General features: G+C 68.8%; 14 protein-coding genes. 8 read left to right on the top strand and 6 right to left on the bottom strand.

Going from position 1 to position 24,957, the window contains the following annotated elements:
* Positions 1-57: 57 nt before the first annotated feature.
* Positions 58-2,382, top strand: a complete 2,325-nt coding sequence (locus tag EAD98_RS17745; protein ID WP_147457419.1) for a M14 metallopeptidase family protein — start codon at positions 58-60, stop codon at positions 2,380-2,382.
* A gap of 57 nt (positions 2,383-2,439) precedes the next feature.
* The gene (locus tag EAD98_RS17740) at positions 2,440-2,646 is read left to right on the top strand and encodes a hypothetical protein (RefSeq protein ID WP_121655160.1); all 207 of its coding nucleotides are present in this window, start codon (positions 2,440-2,442) and stop codon (positions 2,644-2,646) included.
* A 117-nt stretch (positions 2,647-2,763) separates the two neighbouring features.
* Here EAD98_RS17740 and EAD98_RS17735 read toward each other — a convergent pair whose 3' ends face one another.
* Positions 2,764-4,701 carry a M14 family metallopeptidase gene (locus tag EAD98_RS17735; RefSeq protein ID WP_199723450.1) on the bottom strand — a complete coding sequence of 646 codons (1,938 nt, stop codon included), beginning with the start codon at positions 4,699-4,701 and terminating at the stop codon, positions 2,764-2,766.
* A gap of 503 nt (positions 4,702-5,204) precedes the next feature.
* On the opposite strand from EAD98_RS17735, the gene EAD98_RS17730 reads away from it, so the two are divergent.
* On the top strand, positions 5,205-5,768 hold the full coding sequence (locus EAD98_RS17730) for a QsdR family transcriptional regulator (protein ID WP_121655159.1): 564 nt from the start codon (positions 5,205-5,207) through the stop codon (positions 5,766-5,768).
* Between the two features lie 104 nt (positions 5,769-5,872).
* On the top strand, positions 5,873-7,267 hold the full coding sequence (locus tag EAD98_RS17725) for an alpha/beta hydrolase domain-containing protein (protein ID WP_199723449.1): 1,395 nt from the start codon (positions 5,873-5,875) through the stop codon (positions 7,265-7,267).
* A gap of 78 nt (positions 7,268-7,345) precedes the next feature.
* On the opposite strand, the gene EAD98_RS17720 is transcribed toward EAD98_RS17725, so the two are convergent.
* A complete protein-coding gene (locus EAD98_RS17720) occupies positions 7,346-8,239 on the bottom strand; it encodes a S41 family peptidase (RefSeq protein WP_121655158.1) in 894 nt (297 codons plus the stop codon).
* A 269-nt stretch (positions 8,240-8,508) separates the two neighbouring features.
* On the opposite strand from EAD98_RS17720, the gene EAD98_RS17715 reads away from it, so the two are divergent.
* From EAD98_RS17715 to EAD98_RS17700, 4 genes are all read left to right on the top strand, one after another.
* Positions 8,509-11,463 carry an AAA family ATPase gene (locus EAD98_RS17715; RefSeq protein ID WP_121655157.1) on the top strand — a complete coding sequence of 985 codons (2,955 nt, stop codon included), beginning with the start codon at positions 8,509-8,511 and terminating at the stop codon, positions 11,461-11,463.
* 80 nt (positions 11,464-11,543) lie between these two features.
* Positions 11,544-11,696, top strand: coding sequence for a hypothetical protein (locus EAD98_RS30970; protein ID WP_158609814.1), 153 nt, complete (start codon positions 11,544-11,546; stop codon positions 11,694-11,696).
* A 14-nt stretch (positions 11,697-11,710) separates the two neighbouring features.
* A complete protein-coding gene (locus EAD98_RS17710) occupies positions 11,711-17,899 on the top strand; it encodes a S8 family serine peptidase (protein ID WP_121655156.1) in 6,189 nt (2,062 codons plus the stop codon).
* 663 nt (positions 17,900-18,562) lie between these two features.
* Positions 18,563-21,493 carry a M20/M25/M40 family metallo-hydrolase gene (locus tag EAD98_RS17700; protein ID WP_121655154.1) on the top strand — a complete coding sequence of 977 codons (2,931 nt, stop codon included), beginning with the start codon at positions 18,563-18,565 and terminating at the stop codon, positions 21,491-21,493.
* Positions 21,494-21,638: 145 nt separating this feature from the next.
* Here the strand turns inward: EAD98_RS17700 and EAD98_RS17695 are convergent, their stop codons facing one another.
* The 4 genes from EAD98_RS17695 to EAD98_RS17675 all read right to left on the bottom strand — a co-directional run bounded on the left by EAD98_RS17695 (position 21,639) and on the right by EAD98_RS17675 (position 24,918).
* A complete protein-coding gene (locus EAD98_RS17695; protein WP_121655153.1) occupies positions 21,639-22,220 on the bottom strand; it encodes a dihydrofolate reductase family protein in 582 nt (193 codons plus the stop codon).
* Between the two features lie 198 nt (positions 22,221-22,418).
* Positions 22,419-22,790 (bottom strand): VOC family protein, encoded by a 372-nt coding sequence (locus EAD98_RS17685; protein ID WP_121655204.1) that lies wholly within the window; start codon positions 22,788-22,790, stop codon positions 22,419-22,421.
* A gap of 91 nt (positions 22,791-22,881) precedes the next feature.
* Positions 22,882-23,364: a hypothetical protein gene (locus EAD98_RS17680; RefSeq protein ID WP_121655152.1), complete on the bottom strand. Its 483-nt coding sequence runs from the start codon at positions 23,362-23,364 to the stop codon at positions 22,882-22,884.
* Positions 23,365-23,493: 129 nt separating this feature from the next.
* Positions 23,494-24,918 (bottom strand): PLP-dependent aminotransferase family protein, encoded by a 1,425-nt coding sequence (locus tag EAD98_RS17675; RefSeq protein ID WP_121655151.1) that lies wholly within the window; start codon positions 24,916-24,918, stop codon positions 23,494-23,496.
* Positions 24,919-24,957: the final 39 nt, after the last annotated feature.

Below are 24,957 nucleotides of genomic sequence, written 5' to 3'. Positions count from 1 at the left end.
TTGGCGCGGCCGCCCCTGCCGGACCCTTTTCCGTCCCGTACTGCGAAGGGGTATCAGGTGAAACGAAGACTGTCTCGGGCGGCGCTGCCGGTCGTATGCGCGCTGGCTCTGGTCGGTACGCCGGTGTTGACGTCGGCGACCACCGCTACCGCCTCGAACCGGGTACCGAAGCCGGAGTCGGTGATCGGCTGGACGCCGTGTACCGACTACAAGCTGGCCACCTACGAGCAGATCGCCGACTACTACCGGAAGCTCGACAAGGCCAGCGACCGGATGAAGCTGGTGGAGATCGGCAAGACCAGCGAGGGACGGCCGCAGCTGATGGCCATCGTCTCGTCGGAGAAGAACCTCAAGGACGCCAACCTTAAGCGCTACCGGGAATCCTCGGTACGCCTCTCGCAGGGCGACTCGCTCTCCGAGTCCGAGGCGCGGGCGCTGGCGAAGGGCGGCAAGGCCATCGCCTGGGTCGACTTCGGCATCCACTCCACCGAAGTTGCCGGGCACCAGACCGCCCCGCAGTTCGCGTACGACCTGGTGACCAGCGAGACGTCCGAGGCGCGAGAGATCCGGGACAACCTCATCACCCTGCTGGTGCCGAACGTGAACCCGGACGGCGGAACGAAGGTCGCCGAGTGGTACCGGCAGAACCTGGGCGGGCCCTACCAGGACGCCGGCTATCCCGAGCTGTACCAGAAGTACGCCGGACACGACAACAACCGTGACTGGTACATGTTCAACCTGCAGGAGACGCAGAACGTCGGGCGCCAACTGTTCCACGAGTGGATCCCGCAGGTCATGCACAACGTCCACCAGACCGCGGTCTTCCCCGCCCGGATCAGCATCCCGCCGTACGAGGACCCGCTGAACCCGAACATCCACCCCCAGGTGGTCCGGGGCGTCAACATCGTCGGTGACGCGATGGGCCAGCGGCTGGAACGCGAGGACAAGGGCGGCGCGCTGGCCCGCCAGTCGTACGACATCTGGTGGAACGGCGGCGCGCGGACCGCGCCGTACTACCACAACCAGATCGGCATCCTGACCGAGACCGCGCACGCCTCGGCGACGCCGCGGGTCTACGACCCGGCGACCTTCCCGAAGACCTTCGCGGACGGCACCTCCACCAGCGAGCCCTCGGTCTTCTACCCGAGCCCCTGGAAGGGCGGCGAGTGGCACCTGTCGCAGAGCTGCGACTACATCAAGACCGCCTCGTGGGCGATGCTTCGCGTGGCCAGTGACGACCGCGAGGCCCTGCTCTACGGCGCGGCGCAGATGGCGCGGGACGGGGGGCGCAACGGCGCCTCGACCACCTACGTGATCCCCGCGGATCAGGCGGACTTCCCGACCGCCACGAAGCTGGTGGACAAGCTGCGCTGGAACAACATCCGGGTCGAGCGCGCGGTGAAGCCGTTCACGGTGGGCGACCGCAGGTATCCGGCCGGCAGCTACCTCGTCCGGGAGGCGCAGCCCTACCGGGCGGCGGTGCTGGACCTGCTCAACCCGCAGGTCTACCCGGATCGCCGGCTCTACCCCGGCGGCCCGCTCGAGCCGCCGTACGACATCACCGGATACACGCTCTCGTTCCAGATGGGCGTCACCGTCAACAAGCTCGATCAGGCCGTGCGGGCCGAGACCGTCGCGGTCGACTGGCCGACGGTGCCGACCGGCGCGGTGGCCGGTGCGCCGAAGTACGCGTACGCCCTCGACCCCCGGGTCAACGACAGCTCGGCCGCCGTGAACGCCCTGCTCGCGGCGGGGGACAAGGTCTTCCACAGCAGCGCTGCGGTGACCACCCGCACGGGCAAGCTGCCGGCTGGCACGTTCCTGGTCACACCGCGTCCGGGCACCGACGCGCGGGTGACGCGGCTCGCCACCCAGTTCGGGCTCAGCATCGCCGCGGTGGACGCGAAGCCGGCGAAGGTGACCGCACTCGTCGCGCCCCGGATCGGACTGTACGACGGCTTCAACAACTACGACGAGGGTTGGACCCGGCTGATCCTGGACCAGTTCGGCTTCCAGTACGAGAAGCTGACGAACGCGTCGGTCCGGGCCGGTGACCTGCGGGCGAAGTTCGACACGATCGTGCTGCCCGACGCCACCTACAACTCGATGCGCAACGGCCGGGCGGCCGGCTCGCTGCCGCCGGAGTACACCGGCGGAATGACCGATGCGGGTGTGGCCAACCTGAAGGCGTTCGTCGAGGCGGGCGGCACGGTGGTGACCCTGAACAAGGCCGCCCAACTGCCGATCAAGGCGTTCGGCGTGCCGGTCAAGGACGTCACCGAAGGGGTACCGGAGACCACCTACAACATCCCGGGGTCGGTGCTGAACCTCAACCTCGACGCCAGTGACCCGGTCGCCGCCGGGTTCGGCCCGAACGCGTAGGCGTTCGTCGCCAACGGCCCCGCATTCGAGGTCGACGAGGGTGCCCAGGGTGTCACGGTGGCGGCCACCTGGCCGAAGACCAAGCTGCTGAAGAGCGGCTTCCTCCTCGGCGAGGACGTCATCGGCGGCAAGGCGGCCGTGGTGACCGCGAAGGTGGGCGACGGCCAGGTGGTGATGATCGGCTTCAAGCCGCAGCACCGGGCCCAGTCGCACGGCACCTACCGGCTGCTGTTCAACGCGATGTACCTGGGGGGTCAGCGCTGACCTGACGTGGGTCGTGGTGGCCGAGCGCACTCCTGCGCTCGGCCACCGCACGCGCGTATGTGGGACGACATGGCGAGGTCCCCGCCCCACACTGCGGGACGTGGACCTCTCGAGCGATCAGTTCAGCCGCGCCGACGCGGAGTCCAGGCCTCCCCGGACGCTGACAGCCTTCACCGTGACGGTGTCGGTGGCGGCCTTGACGACCCGCAGGCGGACCTTCTGCCGGTCACCCCCGTCCAGATAGAACTGGGGTGCGGTTCCGACGGCGCGCGCGCCCTCCACCTGCACGGTGTCCGGAGCGACGATCTTGATTTCCTTCGCCTGCTCGAGAGCGGTCGGGATGCGGCCGGTGTTCCGGACCGAAGCCGTGATCTCGTGCGTCGCTCCGTCACCCTGAGCGCCCTTGAGCTTCCTGACCTTCACGTCGCTCAGGTCGACCTGCGGCAGGGACTCGGTCAGATACAGGTTGAACCGTGCCTGGTTGGTGGCCCACCCGCCGATCAGATCGGCCGAAGGGTTCTGCGACCAGAACTTCGGGTTGATGCCGCCGATCTCGACCGCCCCCAGCTTCGGGTGCTCCACCTTCGTCCACGGCAGGAAACAGTTCGTCCGCCCGTTCTCGGCGCACCACCGCGACCGCTCCCAGTCGGCGTACCTGCCGTCCTTGTCGTAGTCGGTGAAGTCACCACCGTTCCAGATCTCGTCGCCGTACCAGACGGCGCCGTACTGGAAGTAGCCGAAGTCGGGGCCGTGCCCGAACAGCGGCGTCGGCTCGCCACCGTTGCGGGTGGCGTAGTCGATGTAGACGCTCCCGGCATGCCGATAGCCGGTGAACGAGACCCCCGCCTTGTCGAAGTGCTCGTAGAGCTTGCGGTCGGTCGAGTACATGCACTCGACCGGGTCGCAGGTCGAGGGCCCCCGCAGATGCATGGGCACCCGGGTGTCCATGCTGTTGACGGCGCCGATGTTGGTGTGCGACATCAGCCAGGTGTAGACGTGCCGGGTCTCCGGCTCGGACAGCGGGTACTCGCCGGCGCCGCCCTGGGTCAGGTTCCGGTCGGTGGCGTCGTCCTCCGGCATGACGTGCCAGTTGTACGGGTAGTTGCGGTGCAGGTCCAGGCCGCCGACACCGTCCTCGTCGTAGCGACCGTCGCCGTCGTTGTCCGTACCCTCGGAGAACATCAGGTAGTCGCCCCTGCCCGCGCCGACGTTGAGCATGGCGTTCCTGGCCGGGTCCCGCTCGTCGACGACGTGCGTGCCCTTGCCGACGCCGACGTACTGGCGCATCTGGCTCAGGTACCCGTCACCGTTGAGGTCCTCACCCGGATCCTCGTCGCGCTTGCCGTCCCCGTCGTTGTCGTACGGCCGCACCGTCGACCGGTTGGTCTGGGCGGTGTACAGGTACATGTCGTGCCCGTCCGGGTTGTTGACCGGACGGATGTACACGGTCTTCTCGTCGAGCAGCTTGTCGACCTTCTGGTCGCGGCCGGCCTTAGTGATGAGGTGGTGCGCCAGCCACAGCGAGCTCTCGGCCGACGAGACCTCGCCGGAGTGCCGGTTCCCCTCGAAGTAGGCCGCCGGCTTGTCGGTGTCCGCGCCGGTGGACTTGTCCGTGACGGTCACCTGGTAGATCGGCTGGCCGCTGAAGCTCTCCCCGACGATGTGCAGGTCGACGATGTCAGGACGTTCGTGTGCCCACTTCCGCAGCCACCATTGGATCTCGATGCCGGTGTGGTAGTGGTCGAAGTCCATCTGGCCGGGGTTCTTCGGCTGCACCTGGTCGTACTTGACGACCTTGAACGTGCTTTCGCCGTCTCGTTGGCCGGCGATGGTGATGGTGGGGGACGTGGGGGTCACGCTGCCGGGGAACGGCCCCGGATCCTGCGGCGGCTGCAGGCCGACGGTGTAGGTGGGGGTCGAGGAGAGGGCCGCGCCGTCGAGGAGGTCCGCGCGGTCCGACCCCCAGAGGGGCGTGACGCCGAGGACGAGGGCCCCCGCTGCCAGGGCCGCCACCATGAAGAGCGGGCGCGGGCGTCGGCGGAGGTGCTGGCTCACCAGCGACCGCTGAACGGCGGCGGAGTGAGAGGAGGCTGGTGACTGATCGGATGAGGGCTGTCGAACGTCGGAACCCAAGGCAAATCTCCCGTGTCACGTCGTGCGTGCCCGCGCGTAGGCAGGGGCAGCTACGTTCTGTGAGGGTTGCAACCCACTGGGTACTCGAGTTGCGATCACCGTAATCGGTCGGCGCATAGATGTAAATGCCTGCATGCCGTTGGCTCCTTACCTCCGGCGGCATCGGAGCAGCGTGACGGCGGCTGTCCCGTCCACGGGAAAGGGAACGAAACGCGTGTCGGTGTCGATCTTTCCGTGTCTAGTGAGGGGCATGAGGTCGGCGAGGACGAACCGCTCGGGGATCATCTGACCCGGTAGGCGGGCCGCAACGATCCGTCGAGACAAAAGGCGTCGCCCGGTCCGTCCACAACCAGCCCCTGTAGTTTCTCCGCCGCTGGGAAGCGCGGTCCGGGGTGGCGGCGTCACGGCGGCGTTATCGTCGGGGAATGCCGGTGCCGTCGCGACGGGTGGTCAGCGCGGAGCGTGTCGTCCAGGGCGGGTGTGTGTTCTTTCTCCGTAACGCCACTGTCGACATGGACGCGCTCGCCGGCAGCCTCTCGGTCAGCCGGGCCACCCTCTACCGGGTGGTGCACAGCCGCGACCGGCTGCTCGGTGACGTGCTCTGGCGCCTCGCGGAGCGGCTGCTCGCCCAGGCCTGCGCCGAGACCGCCGCCACCGGCGTCGAGGGAGTGCTCGAGACGACCCGCCGGTTCACCGTCGCGGTCCGCCGGGCTCGGCCGTTCCGGGCCTTCCTGCGCGACGAGCCGGCGACGGCCGCGCGAGTGCTGTTCACGCCGGCTGGTGGCGTACACACCCGGGTCGTCGATGCGCAGAAGGGCATCCTGGCCGCCGCCGGCGACCAGGCCTGGTCGCCGGTTGACCTCGACGGCGCCGCCTTCCTGTACGTGCGCATCGTCGAGTCCCTGCTGTACGCGGAGCTGATTCATGGGCGGCGGGCCGATCCCGCCACAGCGGAACGGGCCGCCCGGGCGGTGCTCGAAGCGTGCTGAGCGGCGGCTGCGACAGCCGTCTCAGCTCTCCGCCGCCCAGTTCCGACGGCATTGAAGACCGTTTATGGTACGGCCAGGAAAGTCGTTGTGAAGGAGTCTTCGCCATGACACGTCCACGGCGTACCGCCGCACTCACCGCCGCTCTGGTCACCACCCTGGTCGGCACGCTACTCGCCTCGGCACCGGCGGGCGCTGCCGCACCCCCGCAGCGGGAGCCGGTCGCCCGCGCCGCGGTCCACGGTCCGATCCCGGGCACCGTGCCGGGCGACCCGCTCGCAAAGCGGCTGGCCGACACCTACCCCTTCTTCTCGACGCCGTTCGACCTGGCCGCCAAGGGCTACGTCGAGGAGGAGTTCTATCTCTCCGGCGTCGCCGACGGTTGGGACACCGCCGGCAACCGGGTCGCGACCGACGTGGCGTACCAGACCCGGCTGGTCGTGCGCCGGCCTGCTGACCCGCGCCGGTTCAGCGGCATCGCCCTGGTGGAGTGGCAGAACGTCACGGCGGGGTACGACCTGGACGCGCTATGGAACGCCGAGGCGACGATCCGCGCCGGCGACGCTTGGATCGGAGTCTCCGCCCAGCGGGTCGGTGTCGACCAGTTGCGCGGCTGGAGCCCGACCCGGTACGGCGGGCTCGACGTCACCGGCGGGGGACGATACGTCGGCGACGAGCTCTCGTACGACATCTTCGCCCAGGCCGGCAGGGCCGTCGCCGACCCGCGGAGTGTCTCGCCGCTGGGCCGGCTGCGTGCCCGCACCGTGCTGGCCATCGGCGCCTCCCAGTCGGCCGGCCGGATGACTGTCTACTACGACCGGGTCCTGCCCCAGGTGCAGCCCGTGTTCGAGGGGTACGGCTTCATCGTGGGCTCCGCGCCTACCCGGGTCGGTGACGAGCCGGTGTTCCAGGTGCTGTCCGAGACCGACGTGCGCACGCCCGTCCGCCCGGCCGACACCGACCGGTTCCGCCGGTGGGAGGTGGCCGGCGCGGCACACAGCGGCCAGCACGGCCAGGTCTACCGGGCGCCGATTCAGGAGCGCGACCTGGGCGCCGCCCCGGTCTACACCTGCGCGCGACCGCCGTTCAGCCGCGTGCCGATGCACCACGTCACCGCCGCTGCGTACGCCCACCTGGTGCGCTGGGTGCAGCGGGGCACCCCGCCGCCGACCGCGCCGCCGCTGGTGTTCAACCCGGACGGCACGAAGGCCCGCGACGCACACGGTCTGGCCCGCGGCGGGATCCGGCTGTCGCAGGTGGCCGTGCCGACCGCACTGAACACCGGCGACAACGCCGGCGAGTCGTTCTGCGGGCTGTTCGGCACCTACCAGCCGTTTGACGAGGCCACCCTGGACCAGCTCTACCGGACCCACTCCGGCTACGTGGCCCGCGTGGTGACCGCCGACGTCCGCAACATCGCCGCCGGATACCTCCGGCCGGCCGACGCCGCCGCGAACCTCCGCGACGCACTCCACGCCGACGTGGGAAACCCCGGCGTCTGAACAATCCCGGCCGGCATGCCGAGCTGCCGATGCGTCGAGTCCCTTGTTCGAGCGAACGGCTGGGACGCAGCCCCGCGCCTATGCGCCCGGGGCGCCCCGGATGGCGTTGAGTGCCGTGTCGAGTGCCTGGTCTGCCGGGACGGGTACATCGGGGACCACTCCGACGCCTTCCCAGTTGGTGCCGGTAACGCTGTTGATGGTCCGGGCGGTCGGCACGGTCACAAGGACGTGTTCGGTGACCGCGTGGCGGGCCGTCGGATGCGCGCCACCACGTGTCGTCTCACCGATGACGACGGCCTGGCCGTGCGCCTGAAGGGTGTACGCCACGTCCTCGCCCCCGGAGAACGTCATCGCGCTGGTGAGCACATAGACCGGGCGGTCGGCATAGCGCGGCGCGGGAAGGTGCGCGGTCGTCCAGAACTGGCGTGTGGTGCCGGTGGACCGCTCGTAGAAGTCGTTGAGGTGCACCTGATCGTCGCGGAAGAAGTAGCTGCACCACATCGCGGCTCCCTCCGGTGCGCCGCCGACGCATGCGCGCAAGTCCAGGATGAGGGCGGAGCTGAGGGCGACCAGTTGCATGGCCGCGCCGATCGCGTCGGCGCCTTCATCGGCGTACGCGATGCGCCGCACGTCGATGAGCCCGACGTTCCCGTCCAGGTGCTCGACACGGCGGATCCCCTGGTTCTCCGCCCTGAGCAGCGCGAGGAACGCGGCCCGCCCGCCGTCTTCGTCCGCTGGATCCAGCGACTGCGGCTGGTCCGACCACAGCAGCCGCAGATGCTTGTCCGGGCACACCTCCTGAAGGTGAGCGGTCACCGTCTCGCAGAGCACCGGCCCGTCCAGGTCGTCGTACTCGCCTGCCGCGAGACGGCGCCGAATCGCGGCACCGATTTCCACGACCTTCGCAGGAAAGACGTACCCTGCCTCGATCCGATCCAGCGCCTGTCCGACTATCTGTTCATTTGTGAGCACGGCGGGCCATGGTAGACCGCAGACAGCCTCACGACTGCCGAATTTCGCGCAGGCCCAGGTGCCACGAGGTGTGGCCATAGCTGCGCGACACGCGCCCGGGGGACGACGTTACAGTGGCCACGATCCGCGCGCTTGCCATGGTGGCGCGGGGCTCGGGTCTCCCCGGCCGATCGCTGCGCCGCCCACGCTCCCGGTCGGCATACGGGTGGTTACCTATGCGTAGCGGGCGGGTAGTTGCGCCCGAGCAGCGAAAAGCGAGATCATCACGCATGCTCGACCCCTCGCCCGAGGACGACAGGACCTCGCCGACGGTTTCTACGCCGCATTTCGTGGGTCGTGATCGGGAGATGGCGGCGCTTCGGGGTGCCCTGGCCCGGCCACCGGCGATCGTGCTGGTAGAGGGCGAGGCGGGGATCGGGAAGAGCCGACTGCTGCGAGAGTGGTTGGCCGCGCCGAACCAGCGCACCGCCTTGGTCTCGGTGTGCCCACCGCTTCGTGAGTCGCTGACGTTGGGGCCGATCGTCGACGCGTTCCGTGGGATCGACCGCCCGGTGTCGCGATTGCGGCTCACCGAGCTTGCGGGTGCGTTACGGCCCCTGTTCCCTGAATGGTCCTCGGACCTGCCGGCCGCACTGCCGCCCTTGGACGACGCGAAGGCGGCACGGCATCGCCTGTTCCGCGCTCTGGACGAGCTGCTGCGGGCCCTGCGTGTCGACGTTCTCGTGCTCGAGGACGCGCACTGGGCCGACGAGGTGACCTTGGAGTTCCTGCTGTTCATCACCTCCCGACAGCACTCGGACGGGCCGAGCCTCGTGATCTCCTATCGGCCGGAGGAGGTGGACGTCGGATCGCTGTTGCTGCGGCTGACGTCCCGGTTGCCTGCTGGCGTGACCCAGCTGAGGATCGCCCTGGCGCCGATGCGACCCAACGACACGTCGGCGCTGGTGTCCTCGATGCTGGACGGCAACCCGATCTCGCAGGAGTTCACGACGTTCATGCACGAGCGGACCGGTGGCGTTCCTCTGGCGCTGGAGGAATCGGTTCGCCTCATGTGCGACCGCGCCGACCTCGTCTTCTGCGACGGACAGTGGGTCCGGCTGAAGCTGCGCGAGCTACAGGTGCCGCCGACGGTGCGCGACTCCACCCGGGAGCGGGTGGGCCGTCTGTCGCCGACGGCGCAGCAGGTCTTGCGAGCCGCGGCCACGTTGGCTGAGCGGTCATCGGAGGCCACGATCGCGGTGACCGCCGGCCTGTCCCCAGCTGCGTGTCGAGGCGCTGTGGCGGAGGCGGCCAACGCCGGCGTCCTGGACGGAGACGACCGCGGCCTGTGGCGCTTCCGGCATGTGCTGGCCGCCACGGCCGTCTACGAAGCGATCCCGTTGACCGACCGCCGACACTTCCACCTGCTGGCCGGCCGGGCCTTGGAGGACATCCATCCGCCGCCTGTCGCACGCCTTGCCCACCACTCTTGTGAGGCGGGCGAGACGCGGTCCTGGGCGCGGTACGCCGAGCAGGGTGCCGAGCTGGCGATGGCCTCGGGTGACCACACCAAGGCGGTCGACCTGCTGGTCGATCTGTTGTCGTGGGCCGTGCTGCCGCCAGCGGATCGGGCACGAGTCGCGCGCATCGCCGGAGTTGCCGCACTGGGTCGTCGTGAACCGGTCGACGAGGTCTACCACCGCGTGATCCGCACCATGCGCTCGGTGCTGGAGACCCCCGGTCTCTCCGCCCGCCAGCAGGCCGAGATCCGCAACCCCCTGGGTCGGCTCCTGATCACCGGGGGTGAGGCGCAGGCCGCACTCGGCGAGCTGGAGCAGGCGGTGGCCAACCTCGACCATGACCCGGTCGAGGCGGCTCGGGCAATGACCTACCTCGGATGGGCCTATGCGGGACCGTGGCCGGCGTCGACCCATCGGCGTTGGCTGGATCGCGCCGCTGAACTCACCGCCGAATTCGATTCTCCCGCCGAGCGGCTGAACCTGGCCGGCAACCGGGCCGCCGCGTTGCTCATGCTCGGCGAAGAGGAGGCCTGGGACGTCGTCGCCGGCCTGCCCATCGACGGCGCGACGTCGGCGGAGCGTCTCGACGTGGCCCGCATCCACGCAAATGTCGGCACCGGCGCACTGATCTGGGGCCGGTACGCCGACGCGGAAAAACACCTCGCCGTTACCATGCGCCTTGCCGAGGCCGAGCAGGCGTCCCGGCTGCAGCACAACGTCCGACTCGAACAGGCCAACCTGGCGTGGCTCACCGGCCGGTGGGAGGGCCTCGCGGAGCGAAGCGCGGCACTCGCCGATGTCGACCGGGACCGGCCGGCGCACTACCTCGGGAGCATTCGCCTCGCGGCCCGGCTGGCAGCCGCAGCCGGACGGCGGCGCGCTGCGGAGGAGCAGTTCCGGCTGGTCCTCGAAGAGTCTGCCCGTCTCGGCGCAGCCGACGACACGATGGAGGCCGCCGCTGCGCTGGCCAGACTGTGGCTGACGGACGGAAACAGCGGCCGGGCGCTGCAGATCACGAACGAGCCGATGGACACCGTCCGGAGAAAAGGCATCTGGGTCTGGGCCACGGACCTCGTCCCCGCCCGGATCGAGGCGCACCTCGCCGCCGGCGACCTGAAGACCGCGACACGCCTGGGTGACCAGTTCGCCAGGGGACTGCGTGGCCGTACGGCGCCTGCGCCCCGCGCCGCCCTCACCGTATGCCGTGCCCTGCTGCTCGCCGCAGCCGGGGACCACGCCCGAGCGGCGACGGCGTACGACAGGGCGGCGCGCGCCTGGAGCGCGTTGCCGCGCCCCTACGACGCGATGCTCGCCCGCGAGCGTCAGGCCGAGGCGCTCATCGCACACGGCCAGATCGAACAGGGCCGAGAGCTGCTGGCCGCACAGTACGAGCAACTGTTCAGGCTCGGAGCCCGCGGTGATGCGGACCGCGTGGCACAGCGGCTTCGCGAACACGGCGCCGAGGTCCCGCGATTGTGGCGCGGCGGCCGGCGAGGGTACGGCGACCAGCTCTCACCTCGTGAACTCGACGTGGTCCAACTGGTTGTCGCCGGCAAGACGAACCGGGAGATCAGCCGGATCCTGGCCAAGTCACCGGCCACGGTGGATCAACAGCTGCGTGCGGCGATGCGCAAGTTGAAGGTGACCTCCCGGACCGCGCTCGCGGTCAAGGCGGTGGAGGCCGGAGTGTTCGCAGAAGAGGACTCCCTCGAGCCGCCGTCGTGAATATTGACGTATCCGCTGGATAGCGAAGGTCACTCGTCCCCCCGAGCATGACTGCATGATCCATAGCCCTATGGCAATGCATGCCTGAGCGACCTGTCGCGCGTGACGACGCCGCCATCGAGCACCAGCCACCACCCGAGCTGTCCCGCGAGCCGCGCGTCGACGCCCCCGACGCCGACGGTGCCGACGGTGCTGACGACCACAAGAACCACGACCCCTATCAACCCCTGTAGGTCAAAGGACCCATATGAGACTCAAAGCCCTCGCGGCTTCGCTGGCCGTGGCGGTCGGCCTGAGCATGATCCAGCCACCACCGGCGTCCGCCGCTGAGCCGGATCCCGGCGCTGCCGACAAGAAGATCGCGTCGAACCTCAAGGACCGCTTCCGCACGGAGCCGGCTTCCGACTTCTGGATCACGTTCGACACCAAGGCCGACCTCGGGCCGGCGAAAAAGATCACCGACTGGACCGCTCGCGGTCAGTTCGTCCACGACGCGCTGACCGCAGCGGCGAAGAACTCTCTGGCATCCGTCTCCACCGAACTCGATCGGGCAGGCGTCAAATACACCTCCTACCCGATCGCCAACACCGTGCTCGTCAAGGAGGGCACCGAAAAGCTCGCCCTCAACGTGGCCTCGAAGGCGCAGGTCGCCGAGATCCACGCGACGCCGCAGGTCGCGCTGGTCGAGCCCGTGGACGAGAAGATCCCAGCTGACCAGGCTGCCCGCCCAGCCGCCCCGAAGGCCGCCGCCGAGGATGGCACCGTCTCGTGGGGTCTGGACGCCATCCACGCCCCCCAGGCGTGGGCCATGGGGGCCACCGGTGCGGGCATCACCGTGTCCAACCTCGACTCGGGCGTTCAATTCGACCACCCCGCCCTGATGCACCAGTACCGCGGCACGAAGCCCGACGGCACCATCGACCACAACTACAACTGGATGGGCACCCGGGGCACGTGCACGGGCGCACCCTGCGACGACAACGGACACGGCACGCACACCATGGGCACCATGGTCGGCGACGACGGCACCAACCACGTCGGCGTCGCCCCGGACGCGCAGTGGATCGCGACGAACGGCTGCTGCGACAGCACCGGCGTCGAATCGCTGCTCCGGTCCGGCTGGTGGCTGCTCGCCCCGACCGACGTCCAGGGGAACAACCCCGACCCGTCCAAGCGCCCCCACGTCATCAACAACTCGTGGGGCCAGACCGTCGAGCACAGCTTCGACGACTTCTTCCAGGCCATCGACGAGGCCTGGACCGCGGCGGGCATCTTCAGCGCCTGGTCATCGGGCAACACCACGCCGTACGCGGCCTGCGACACCGTCTCCTCGCCCGGCTCCGCCGAGAGTGCCTACTCCGTCGGCGCGTACGACTCGAGCGGCACGCTCGCGTCGTTCTCCCGCAAGGGCGAGGGTGAAGGTGGCCGGATCAAGCCTGAGATCTCCGCTCCGGGTGTCGCCGTCCGCTCGTCCTACCCGGGCAACAGCTACACCGAGATGTCCGGCACGTCGATGGCGGCGCCCCACGTCGCCGGCGCCGTCGCGGCGCTGTGGAGTTACGACCCGACCCTCATCGGGCAGGTCGAGCAGACCCGCCGTCTGCTCGGCGAGTCGGCCGTCGACGTCGACGACACCGAGTGCGGCGGCGCCGCCGAGGTCAACAACAAGTACGGCGAAGGCCGGCTCGACCTCGTCCGCCTGCTCGAGCTCGCGCCCCGGCAGGGCGGCACCCTCACCGGTGTCGTCACCGCCAACGGCGCCCCGGTTCCCGCCGCCGATGTGACGATCAGCGGGCCGTTCAGCCGGTCGATCGGAACCGACAAGGACGGCCGGTTCACGACGAACCTCCCGGTCGGCGACTACCAGCTCAGCACCAAGGTCTTCGGCTACCTGACCGCGACCGCCAACGTCACGATCTCCCTCGGCCAGGACACCTCCGTCACGCTGCCGCTCACGGCCGCCGCGAAGCACGACATCAGCGGCAGGGTCGTCGACGACAAGAAGAAGCCCGTCCCGAACGCCGACGTCTCCGTTAAGGACACACCGCTGAAGCCGGTACGCACGGATGCCAACGGGGCGTTCACGATCACCGGTGTCCCCGAGGGCGGGTACACGCTGACCATCAAGCCCAACGCCTGCTACTCGCCGACGACGGTCCCGCTGACCGTCGGCGCGCAGAACGAGTCGCGCGAGATCCCGGTCGGGCTCGTCGTTGACAAGGGCGGCTACAGCTGCGCCGTCTCCGACGGCGAGTACCTGCGCGGCACCGACCCGGTCGAGTTCACCAGCGGCGTGTGGGCGACCGTGAAGCTGCCGTTCCCGATCGCGCTCTACAACGGCAGCCACGACACCCTCGGCGTCAGCCTGCGCGGCGTGATCTCCCCGGACACCTCCACCGGACCCGGCAGCGGCGGTGCGGGCATCTTCCCGCTCTACGTCCAGACCCCCGTCGAGTTCGCCGACGGTGGGGGAGTCTTCACGGCAGCCACCAAGGTCAACGGCGAGGACGCGTTCGTCGTCGAGTTCCGCAACGCCAAACTCTGGGCCTACCCGACCCGGTCCGAGTACACGGAGCCGGTCAGCTACTCGGCCACGCTCACCCGCTCCGGCACCGTGATCTTCGGGTACGGCGACGGCATCGGGACCAACGACCCGGTGACCGCCGGCGCCCACGCCACCACCGGCATACAGGGCTGGGCCGGCGTCGACGGCATCCGGTTCTCCGACAGCGCCCCGGTGCTGCACGACGGGATGATCGTCTCCTACGACATGCCCGACTTCGGGTATCTCGACGCGACCGTCGTCGATCAGAACGACGGGCTGCCGGTGGCCGGGGCCAAGGTCTCGTTCACGAACAAGAATGGGCTCGTCGAGACCGTCACGACCAACGGGACGGGCATCGTGCACCGCCAGCTTCCGGTCGGCGACTACACCATGACGGTCGACACGCCGAACTACACGACCGCGGCATACCCCTTCACCCTCGACAAGCTCTACGCGAAGGCCAAGATCGACGCACGTCTGACCACGGGTGTCGCCGGGTTGAAGTCCGACGGCCTCGACGCGGTGCTGGGCACCGACCAGAAGGGCGTCGGCACGCTCACGCTGACCAACACCGGCTCGGCAGCGCTGACGTACGACCTGGGCGAGGCCGCGCGCCACCCCGAGCTCGACGCCGCCGGCGCCACCACGCGCACCGGGAAGGGTGCGGCCAGCACGATCGACCTCACCGCGTGGAAGGACGGTGCGAGCGGCATGAAGCCGTCGAACGCCGACGGCAAGGCTGCGACGGCGAAGGCCGCGGAAGCACAGGCGGCCGGCAAGGTCGGCGTGACCTCCGGCGGAGACGTCATCACCCGGATCGCCATCCCGGGCACGATTCAGGAGAAGGAGCCCTCCGGCGTCGGGTACGACGGCGACGTCTGGGTCCACGACTACAACGCGCGGACCAACACCGCCTACACGGTGACGGGCAAGCCGACCGGCAAGGTCTTCGACGCGTCGTGGAACCCCGCGTACCGGGCGTTCGACATGGCGCTCGACACCAAGACCGGTGACATGTGCCAGATGGAGGACAGCCCGGCCAGCTACATCCACTGCTTCGACCGGGAAACCGGGAAGGAGACCCGGCAGATCAAGGGTGACTGGTCCACGCTGCAGCTGACCGGACTCGCCTACAACCCGATCCAGGACGTGTTCTACGTCGGCGGCCGGGCGAACGGCATGATCGGCACCGTCGCCGGGACGTCGCACGACAACGCGGGTGCGCTGCTGTCCTTCTGCGCCCCGCCGCTGCCCGAGGTGATGGGCCTGGCCTACAACCAGACGTCCGACACCATCTGGTACACCGACCTCACCTCGAACAGGGCCACCCGCCTGCTGCAGGTCGACCCCGACGACTGCTCGCTCGTCAACGCGTGGTGGTTCCCGGGCCAGAAGGCGGGCCAGGGCGGCGGCCTCGAGACCGACTCGACCGGCGCGCTGTGGGCGGCGGACCAGGTCGCCGATGACGTCGTGCTGGTCGACGTCGAGGACGACCTGCTCACCGACCTGCCGTGGTTGTCGCTCTCCTCGACCGGCGGCACCCTTGCCCCGGGTCAGTCGACGACCGTCAAGGTCTCGATCTCCTCGAAGGACGCCAAGCCAGGCGTCCTCGGCGCGAACATCGTGGTCCGGTCCGACTCCGGACGCCAGTCCAAGACCTACGTTCCCGTGACGCTCACGACCACGAAGTACCAGGTCGGCGTCAACGCCGGCGGCTCAAAGTTCACCGACGGCTCCGGCTACACCTGGTCCGGCGACCAGGCCGCCGGCAAGAAGGCGTGGGGCTACGAGGGGAAGACGAAGGTCACCTTCACGAAGGCCGGGATCGAACGTACGACGGACGACGCGCTGTTCCAGTCGCAGCGCACCACGCCGGACAAGCAGTTGTTCTACCGCTTCCCTGACGCGCCCAAGGGCACCTACGCTATCGATCTCGGGTTCGCCGAGATCGAGAACGTGGCCAAGGGCAAGCGGGTGTTCGACGTCCTCGTGGACGGAACGCTGACGGAGTACGCCTACGACCCGGCCGCGGCCGTGGGGCCGAACGCCGCCGACTGGCGCACGGCCGTTGTGAAGCACGAGGGCGGTCCGCTGACCGTGGAGCTGCGGGGCTCGAAGGGCCTACGGCCTCCGACCATTGCCGCGCTGCGGGTGACGCTCGACCCGCGCGCAGACACGGCGGAGCCGGAGCCCCAGCCCGAGCAGCCGGAGCCGGGCCCCGTGCCGGTGGCCCCCGCGGGTCGCTCGTACTCGATGAAGGTGACCGACGGGCTCTACCGCCAGGGCACGGAGGAGTCCGGGTGGCACGGCGATGACGTCTGCGGCGTGCTGTGGTTCGACTCCAGCTTCCTGTTCCCGTTCTACGACACGGCCTGGGACGGCGTGTGCGTGACGACGAACGGCCAGCTGATCTTCGACCAGGCCAGCGCCGTGGGAGGCAACACGGAGCTGCCGTCGCCATACACGTTCGACGCGATCTATCCGCTCTGGGACGACCTGCTCGTCGACGACCAGGCGGGCATCTACTTCGGCACCACCGAGGTGGACGGCCTGGCCGCTGAGGTGATCGAGTGGCGCAACGCCACCTTCTACGACGACCGGACGGCTCGCGTGAGCTTCTCGGTCACCCTGATCGCGGACGGACGGATCCAGATCGGGTACGGCGACGGCGTCGGCGGCGACAACCCCCTCACCGGGGGATCGTCGGCGACCGTCGGCCTGGAGAGCCTGACGCGCAACCCCGCGAGCCAGTACTCCTTCAACCAGCCCATCCTGAAGGCCGGCCTGGGGCTGGAGTACACCCTCCCGGCCGCGGGCACGATCGAGGGCACCGTCACCGACAAGAACGACGGCAAGCCGATCGCGGGCGCGATCGTCACGCTCAAGGGACCGAGCGGTGAACGGGTCATCACGACCGACGCGAAGGGCCGGTGGAAGGCCCAGGCGCTGGTCGGCGAGAACACCGTGCAGGTCGAGACGCCGAACTACGTCACCGCCAGCCACCCCGTGACCATCGCCAAGAAGGATCAGGCCGAGGTCGTCGACACGGCGTTGACCACGGGCATCGCCACCGTCACCGCAGGTGACCTCGACTGGCTCCTCGACAAGGACCAGAAGGCGACGGCCGACGTGACCGTGACCAACACCGGCTCCGCCCCGCTCGAGGTGCGGCTCAGCGAACAGAAACGCACCAGCGACGGCGGGCACGAGGCCGCCGACCTTCCGTGGCTGACCCTCACGGGCGCGGCCGCAACCGACGCGGTCACGCTCGCGGTCGGCGAGTCCACCACGGTCACGGCGACGGCCGACAACGCCGCCGTCGAGCCCGGCGTGCTCGTCGGGGACGTACTCGTGGCGTCGAACGCCGGCAAGGGTGAGGCCCAGCTCAAGCCGGTCCGCCTGGCAACCTCGGCCTACTGGAAGGGCGTCGACGTGGGCGGGTCCGGACACGTCGGTGCCGACGGTTTCTTCTGGTCGCCCGACCAGCAACTCGGCTCGCGGCCGTGGGGCTACGTCGGCGGCAAGGCGCGTTCCACCAAGGCCGACATCGCCGGCACGACGGACGACGCACTGCTCCGCACCCAGCGAACCGGCGAGACGTTCAGCTACGTGTTCAAGAACGCCCCCGCCGGGACGTACCGGATCGGCCTCGACTTCGCGGAGATCGAGAAGGTCAAGGTTGGCAAGCGCGCCTTCGATGTTCTCGCCGACGGCAAGGTCGTGCTCTACGACCACGACGTGCAGGCGAAGGTGGGTGCGCTGACCGCGGACCTGAACACGGTCACCGTTGAGCACGCCGGCGGCGATCTGAAGATCGAGCTTCGCCGCGAGAAGGGCGAGGGCGACCCGATCCTCAACGCCCTGAAGGTCCAACAGGACCCGCGCCTGTGAGCTAGCCAACCGATCGGCCAACAGTGGTCAGAGCCTCCACGGCGACGATTGCCGTGGAGGCTCTGACCACGACTACCGAGTTCGCGGCTTCGGACCGTACTCACGCTGGCCTCGCCGCACCGGGAAGCCCCGACACGGCCCGCCGCCAGACCGGTCGACGGTCCACGAACGGGTTGCCCGGCGAGGTGACGATCCTCCCCGCGTGCACGGCCGCGCGGCACCGCGCAGCGCCAGCGTCATCAGGCTCTCGCCGTACGTGACCAGAGGGGTGGCCGCGGCCACCGGGTCGACGCCTCCCTGCGCCGCGCTGACAATAGCGCGCGCGGTGGCTGTCTGCTTCGCACAGCCGTCGAGAGCGCCGTCCCGATTCATGGGGGACCATCGAAAAGAGGCCATTCTCTATTTCGAGGCCCGTAGATGAATGGGGTTTCCCCTGCTGGCATCGATGATGGTGACCCTCTTGAAAAGTGTCGATGTTCGCGCGCGCCGCGCCCGTCGTCCTCCACTTCGGACACATTCGCTCCGCGCCACCTGGTCACGCAGCGCCACGAGCCGTTACCGGGAAAGGTTCATTGACAAGCTGGGAGACCCCTGAAAGGGTCTCGCGTACAAGGAAATTCATCCTATGTTTTTTGGGTCTGACCATCTCGGGGAGATCACGGCATGCGGAAGAAACCTCTTGCACTGACACTTGGCATGTCATTGCTCCTGTCCATGGGTGTCCCGTCCAACGCGTCCGCGACCAGCGTCGGCGAGGAGCCCTTCCAGCCGAGCGCCACCTACGACCTGTCGGTGACCGACGCCGAGCGCGACGCGATCCACGCGGAAGTCGAGGCGTTGGCTGGACGCGTCAACAGCGCGCGGGCGGGGGACGGCACCTACGACCCGCTCAGTCTGATCGGGGCGATGCTGGACGGGTCGAGCTACGACTCCATCTCCCGAGGCGGCACGGCCGCGACGGCGTACCCCTTCCCGGTCAGCAACACCGAAGCCAACCAGAACGAGTACGACCGCAAGGTCGCCAAGCTCGCCTGGGTGGTCAAGCTGGCCACTGACCTGGGTTTCCCGGTGGTCGTCCAACGCCAGCCCGACAAGTACGTCTACGCCGAGATCGGTGACCCGGACGCCCCGGAGATGGTCATGGCGTTGAGCCATCTCGACTCGCCGACGGCTTCCGTTTCGCCTGCACAGCTGGCGCGCTGGCGGGACGCCGATGGCAACCTCGGCACTCCTGGTGCGTACCACTCGCCTTATGTCCAGGACGGCTGGGTCTACGGGGCGGGCCTGCAGGACGACAGCGGCCCGACGCTGGCGACGCTGCTCGCGGCCAAGGCGCTGCTCGAGGCGGGGTTGCCCCTCGACCGACGCATCCGCATCGTCATGGGAATCTACGAAGACGGCGGTCCCGGCACGCCCTCGACGACGAACACCGCCACCTTCCAGTCCATCCCGTACAACTCGAACCCGAGCTTCTACGACAACTGGGCCTACAAGAACCTCAACCGCGAGGAGACCCCGATCGCGGGCTACACCTCCGACTCGCGGTTCCCGGTCATCGTCGGCAACTCCGGATCGGTGACCCCGTCGGTGTCGATGAGCTTGTCCGCGGACAGCACCAAGGCCTTCCGGCTGACGGATGCCACAGCCGGCGTCACCCTGCGCGAAGGCGACCCGACGCTCAAGGACATCGCCTACGGCAGCACCACGCAGATCGCCTCGCGGGCCACCTTCACCCTCGACCTGGCGGGGGCCGGCTCCGCCGAGCGCGACCGATTCGTCTCGGCGATCACCGCTGCCGCGACCACGAAGGGTTGGCTCCCGGCTGCTCCCCGCACCACGCCCAAGGTGCAGACCACGATCACCGGCGACTCGCTCACGCTGGAGATCAACACCGATGTGGCGATGGAGATGCCGACCCCGCAGTACGGCAAGAATGCCATCGTGTGGGGAATGTTCCTCCTCTCCAAGGGACTCGGCGCATTGGGAACCGCGGCCGCCGACATGCAATTGAAGAAGGCCGCCGACGGCATAGCCGACCTGTTCTTCCGCGACGGTGTCGAAGGCGAAGCCTATATCGGCAAGTACATGGGCATCCCGGCGAGCCTGCTGCGCAACCCGAGCAACGGCACGCCGAACCTGACCTTTGCCCTCATGGGAGGCATCAATTCGGAGACCCCGACGAGCTTTTACACGGACGCCTCCGGCAACCTGAGCATGCCGATGTTTGTGCGCAGCATGCACGTCACCGCGGCCGACTCCGGCCAGGCAACGGCGGCGGTCACGGCCGCCTTCCAGGCGAAGGGGTTCACCATCGGCAACCTCGGCTCGCCCGTCGGCGCCGGGTTGTACGTCACTCACGACAACCCGCTGACGGCTCTGCAGTTCGGGAGCTACCAAGCGTCGGTCGACCGCAACCCGGAGGAGTTCGCGGATCCGTATTCCCTCCGGGACGTGGTCTATCCGCAGGGCACGACCGGCGGCACCCTGGCCAGCAGTTTCCGCAACAAGATGACCGCCTTCGGCGCCGTCATCCCGGGTAACGAGCGCTGGTGGCACACCGCCAACGAGCGCATGAAGGTCGACTCGGCAGTGCAGATGACCAAGATCATGGCCGATGGCATGCTGGAAATGGCCCGGTACTCCGGGCCCGCCGGTGCCAAGTTCATGTCGGCAAGCATCCCTGGGCTGAACGCCGACCGGGCGGACCTCGACCTGCTCGACGTCACGATCGGAACCTTCAAGGACGCGTCGGCCGCTGTCGGCACGAGCAAGTTGGGCAACCAGGCCCTGCTCGGCGCCACCTCGTTCAACATCCCGATGTGGAACGGGCGCGGCAACTCGGCCCCGTCGGCGTCGGCTTTCGCACTGGGGCACGCCCCGGGAGGGGTCTACCTTCCCCTGACCGACACCGAGTACCTGAACAACACGTACGTGGCGCCGATGCGTCTGGAGTTCAAGGTGGAGCGCCCCGATCACATGTCGGACGCGGCTTGGGCGAAGTTCGTCGCCGGCGGGTACGGCGACTTCCAGTTCAACATTCTCGTCGGCGACGCGGTTGTGCCGCTGGCCGTTCCCGCGGGGCAGAGTGCGGACAAGTACTTCTCCTCGCGCATCTCGGCCAACAACCCCGACGCCATCTACCTGTCGGTCAACCTCGCGATCACCGATGCCCCGTACACCGGGGTGCAGGGCATCCTGGCGGATTCCAAGACGGACCTGTACACGGTCAATCCGACGTACTTGGCTTCGAACCCTGATCCGTTCCCCGGGCGCGGGGCCGTCGAACAACGGGGCTTCTTCACCTTCGGTGATGGGCAGAAGAACGCGGAGTTCTCTTCGCCCGACGCGGTCTACGTGACAGTCGCCAACGCGGTCGTCGATGCGAAGCCGTCGGCGGTGGTGAAGAAGCTGAAGGGCAACAAGAACGAGTTGACCGTGACGGTGAAGCAGACGCACGTCGACGGCAGCGAGTCTCCGGTGACGGCCACGTTCACCATCGACAACAACGCTGCTGGCACTTACACCGTCGGCGATTACAAGGTGTACGTCGAAACCAAGGGCAACACCCAGGTGCGGTCGATCTCCATCGTGTGACGCCTGTGAAACGGAGGTCCTGCACCGCGCACGAGAAAGCGTGCGCGGTGCAGGGCCCCGGCAAGGGCCGCGCTTCCTGCGCAGCCGGAGGCCGCGCTTGTGTCACCGTTCGCAGTGGACTTCTTCGCGTACCCGCTCAGATCGGTCAACGGCGCACCCGATAGCGCAGGTGAAGCACCCGGTTGCCCTGAATCACCACGTCCGGATCCTCCAACAGGTGCTGCGCGTCGACCGACCCGAAGTAGCGCTTGCCGGACCCGAACACGACGGGTACGACGTCCATGCGCACCTCGTCGATCAGGCCCGCGGCAAGCACCTGGCCACCGACGTCGCCAGCGGCGACCTCGACCAGGCGGTCACCCGCAAGCTCCTGCGCCTTGGCCACGGCGGCCTCGACGCCGTCGACGAAGTGAAACGGCGCCTCGGGGTCCCAGCCCTCGGGCTCCGGCCGGTGCGTCACGACGACCACGTGGTCGATCCCGCCCGGAGGCTTCCCGTCCCAGCCGTCCGTCATGTCGAAGACGTGACGGCCGACGATTGTCACCCCGATCTGGTCCCAGTACGGCCGGGTGTAGTCGTAGGACGTCTGCGACACCTTCACCTCGCCGCTCTCGTCCAACGGGACGTCACCGCTGGACAACCAGTCGAACAGCGGTCCGGGCTGGTCATTCTCGTCCGCGACGAAGCCGTCCACCGACACCGAGCTGTACATGACCACCTTGCCCACGCGGCTCTCCTCTGCTCTGGGACGGCCCTAAATTAGCGTGTGATGAGCTGTCGCTCTGGTAAGAAATCAATCCGTCGGCAGCGGCCAGCCGTCCATCGCGTGGCCGGGATGTTCGCGCAGGAACCGCCGCCGGACTTCGACGTATCGGTCGGTGTGAGGCCGATGATGGCGGTAGAGACGGAGCGACCGCAGCGTCGGTCAGCCGTTGGGGCGTGACTCGATCGCCTGAAGCGACCACTTGTTGCCGTCAGGGTCGCCGAAGTAGACGAAGCTACCCCACGGCTGCACCTCGACCTCGCTGGCATCGACGCCGGCGTCGAGCAGTTGCCGGCGCGCTGTTTCGGCGTCGGCGACCACAACCTGGATTTCCTGTGTGCCGGGAGTCTTGTCGGTGATGCCCTGGCCGATCACGATGGAGCAGGCCGAGCCGGGTGGTGTCAGCTGCACGAAGCGCAGACCCTCGTGCACCGTGTGATCGTGGTCGGCGTTGAAGCCCACCTTCTGGTAGAACGCCTTGGCCCGGTCGACATCGGTCACCGGAACGGGGATGAGTTCAATTTTCCAGTCCATGGTGCCACCGTATGACGTGGGTACGACCTTCGGGCCCACCGCACCATCCGCGGCGGATGAGGCGTTTTTCCTCGCGACGGCGAGCGAGAAATCAGGCCTGCCGCCAAACCCGGAACGTCTGCTGAAGCCGCCACGTGCCGTCGGGCTGCTGTGCCTCGTTGCGCCAGCGGAACTCGTCGGTCTCGATGTGGGAGAAGGTCCAGCGCAGATCGCCGCCGTCGAGCACGATCTGTTCGCCGATGCGAGATGCCAGGAAGGTGTGCGTCCGGCGCCGGCCCGGTCCCACCCACGTCGAGCGCCAGACACCCGCACCGGCTGCTGGATCGGGAAATCGCACGCTGACACCATGTTCGACGCCGGGCAGGATCCAGACATCGGTGGTCGCCCACCCACCCAACGCATACCCGAAGTGCCACTCGCCTCGTCGTTCAACCGAGGATCCGTCGGGGTTGTACTCGGTACAGTCCAGCGCCCAGGACCCGGCGAACTGTCCGAACAGGCTGAGGTCGGCACCATCGGCAGGCCCGTCCGCGAGGAAGGCCGCAGCGACGGCGACGGATGGATTGGTCACCATGCCCAGAACCTTAGCCAGACCGTGGGCAGCAAGGTCCGTTCATCCGCGCGCGATCAGCGGCGCGGCCCGTACCGACCGCAGAGCAAGCCGCCGGAGCGTGACGGTCGCAAACGAGCCCGCAATGCACGATCAGCGGCAGATGTACGCACGGACCTCTGCGACCGCGTCGGCAAGTGCCTCCACTCCGTCTGCGATGGCGCGTTCGGTGAGGTTGGCGTAGCCGAAGATCAGCCCGCCGGGTCCGGCAGGGCTCAATCGGTACCGGGAGACGCCTTGCACGACCAGTCCGTGCCGGGCGGCGGCGGCCACGACCGCGGCCTCGTCGAGGTCGTGCGGGAGCCAGGTTACGACGTGTTGGCCCGCCGCGACACCGACCGGTTCCAGGTCGGGCAGCCGTGTGCGCAGCGCCGCCAGGAGTGCGTCGCGGCGGCGGCGGTAGACCGGGCGCATTCGCCGCAGGTGCCGGTCGAATTCGCCGCGGGTGAGGAAATCGGCGAAGGTCAGTTGGTCGATGACGGGAGAGCCACGGTCGGCCAGTACCTTGGCCGCCGTGATCTCGTCGACCAGGTGTGACGGCGCCAGCAGCCAGCCGAGGCGCAGCCCTGGTGCCAGGGTCTTGCTCGCGGTGCCGCAGTACACGACGGTGTCGGGCGCCAGCCCCTGCATGGCACCGACGGGCGAGCGGTCGTAGCGGTACTCCGCGTCGTAGTCGTCCTCGATCACCACGGCGCGGCGACGCTGCGCCCAGCCGATCACTTGGGCGCGCCCGGTGGCCGACAGGACCCCACCGGTGGGCCACTGGTGCGAGGGCGTCAGCACGACGGCGTCCGCGTCGGTCTGTTCGAGCTCCTCGACGAGAATGCCGTCCGGCCCGACCGGGACGCCGATCACCTCCAGGCCGGCGGCGGCCGCGACGGGGCGGACATCGTCGTCCGCGGAGGGGTCCTCGACGGCCAGCCGGCGGGCGCCGCGCGCCGCGAGCACCTGGAGCAGCAGCGCGACGCCCTGGCCGTAGCCACTGCAGATCACGACGTTCTCCGGGCGGGCCGATGTGCCGCGGACCCGGTTGAGGTAATCGGTCAGGGCTGCGTGCAGTTCGGGTACGCCGCGCCCGTCGAGGTAGGCGAAGCGCTCGTTCGGCGTGGTGGTGAGGACCGTTCGCACCGAACGCAGCCAGGCGGAACGGGGGAACGACGACACGTCGGTACGGCCGTACCCGAAGTCGATCCGGGCCGCCGGCCGATCCCCGCCGCGGCGATCCAGCGGCGTCGGAACCGGCTCGACCGCGACCCGGGTGTAGCCGCCCGCCCGACTGGTGAGGTAGCCCTCGGCGACGAGTTGCTGGTAGGCCTCGACCACGACGCCGCGTGACACTCCCAGATCCGCTGCGATGGTGCGAGTGGGTGGCAGGGACGTCCCAAGACGCAACCGGCCGGCCCGGATGCTGCCGCGGATCGAGGCGGCGATCTGCCGGTGCAGCGGTTCGGCCGCGGACCGGTCGACATCGATGAGCAGGTCCTCGGCCGTGCTCGAATTGGTCCTGCTACGGCCCATGTAATCGGACCTTACCGGGTGTACCGATTTCCGTCAGGC

Source organism: Micromonospora sp. CV4, from assembly GCF_003667455.1.
Taxonomy (GTDB): domain Bacteria; phylum Actinomycetota; class Actinomycetes; order Mycobacteriales; family Micromonosporaceae; genus Micromonospora.
Note: the sequence above shows the minus strand (reverse complement) of the source record. Positions and strands in the feature narration are given on the sequence as shown.

What these genes read in the sequence shown, in the direction of transcription:
- EAD98_RS30970 (WP_158609814.1), top strand. Translation starts at nt 11,544, where the DNA reads ATGCCTGAGCGACCTGTCGCGCGTGACGACGCCGCCATCGAGCACCAG.
- EAD98_RS17710 (WP_121655156.1), top strand. Translation starts at nt 11,711, where the DNA reads ATGAGACTCAAAGCCCTCGCGGCTTCGCTGGCCGTGGCGGTCGGCCTG.
- EAD98_RS17685 (WP_121655204.1), bottom strand. Translation starts at nt 22,790, where the DNA reads ATGGACTGGAAAATTGAACTCATCCCCGTTCCGGTGACCGATGTCGAC.
- EAD98_RS17675 (WP_121655151.1), bottom strand. Translation starts at nt 24,918, where the DNA reads ATGGGCCGTAGCAGGACCAATTCGAGCACGGCCGAGGACCTGCTCATC.
- EAD98_RS17700 (WP_121655154.1), top strand. Translation starts at nt 18,563, where the DNA reads ATGCGGAAGAAACCTCTTGCACTGACACTTGGCATGTCATTGCTCCTG.
- EAD98_RS17725 (WP_199723449.1), top strand. Translation starts at nt 5,873, where the DNA reads ATGACACGTCCACGGCGTACCGCCGCACTCACCGCCGCTCTGGTCACC.
- EAD98_RS17730 (WP_121655159.1), top strand. Translation starts at nt 5,205, where the DNA reads ATGCCGGTGCCGTCGCGACGGGTGGTCAGCGCGGAGCGTGTCGTCCAG.
- EAD98_RS17715 (WP_121655157.1), top strand. Translation starts at nt 8,509, where the DNA reads ATGCTCGACCCCTCGCCCGAGGACGACAGGACCTCGCCGACGGTTTCT.
- EAD98_RS17680 (WP_121655152.1), bottom strand. Translation starts at nt 23,364, where the DNA reads ATGGTGACCAATCCATCCGTCGCCGTCGCTGCGGCCTTCCTCGCGGAC.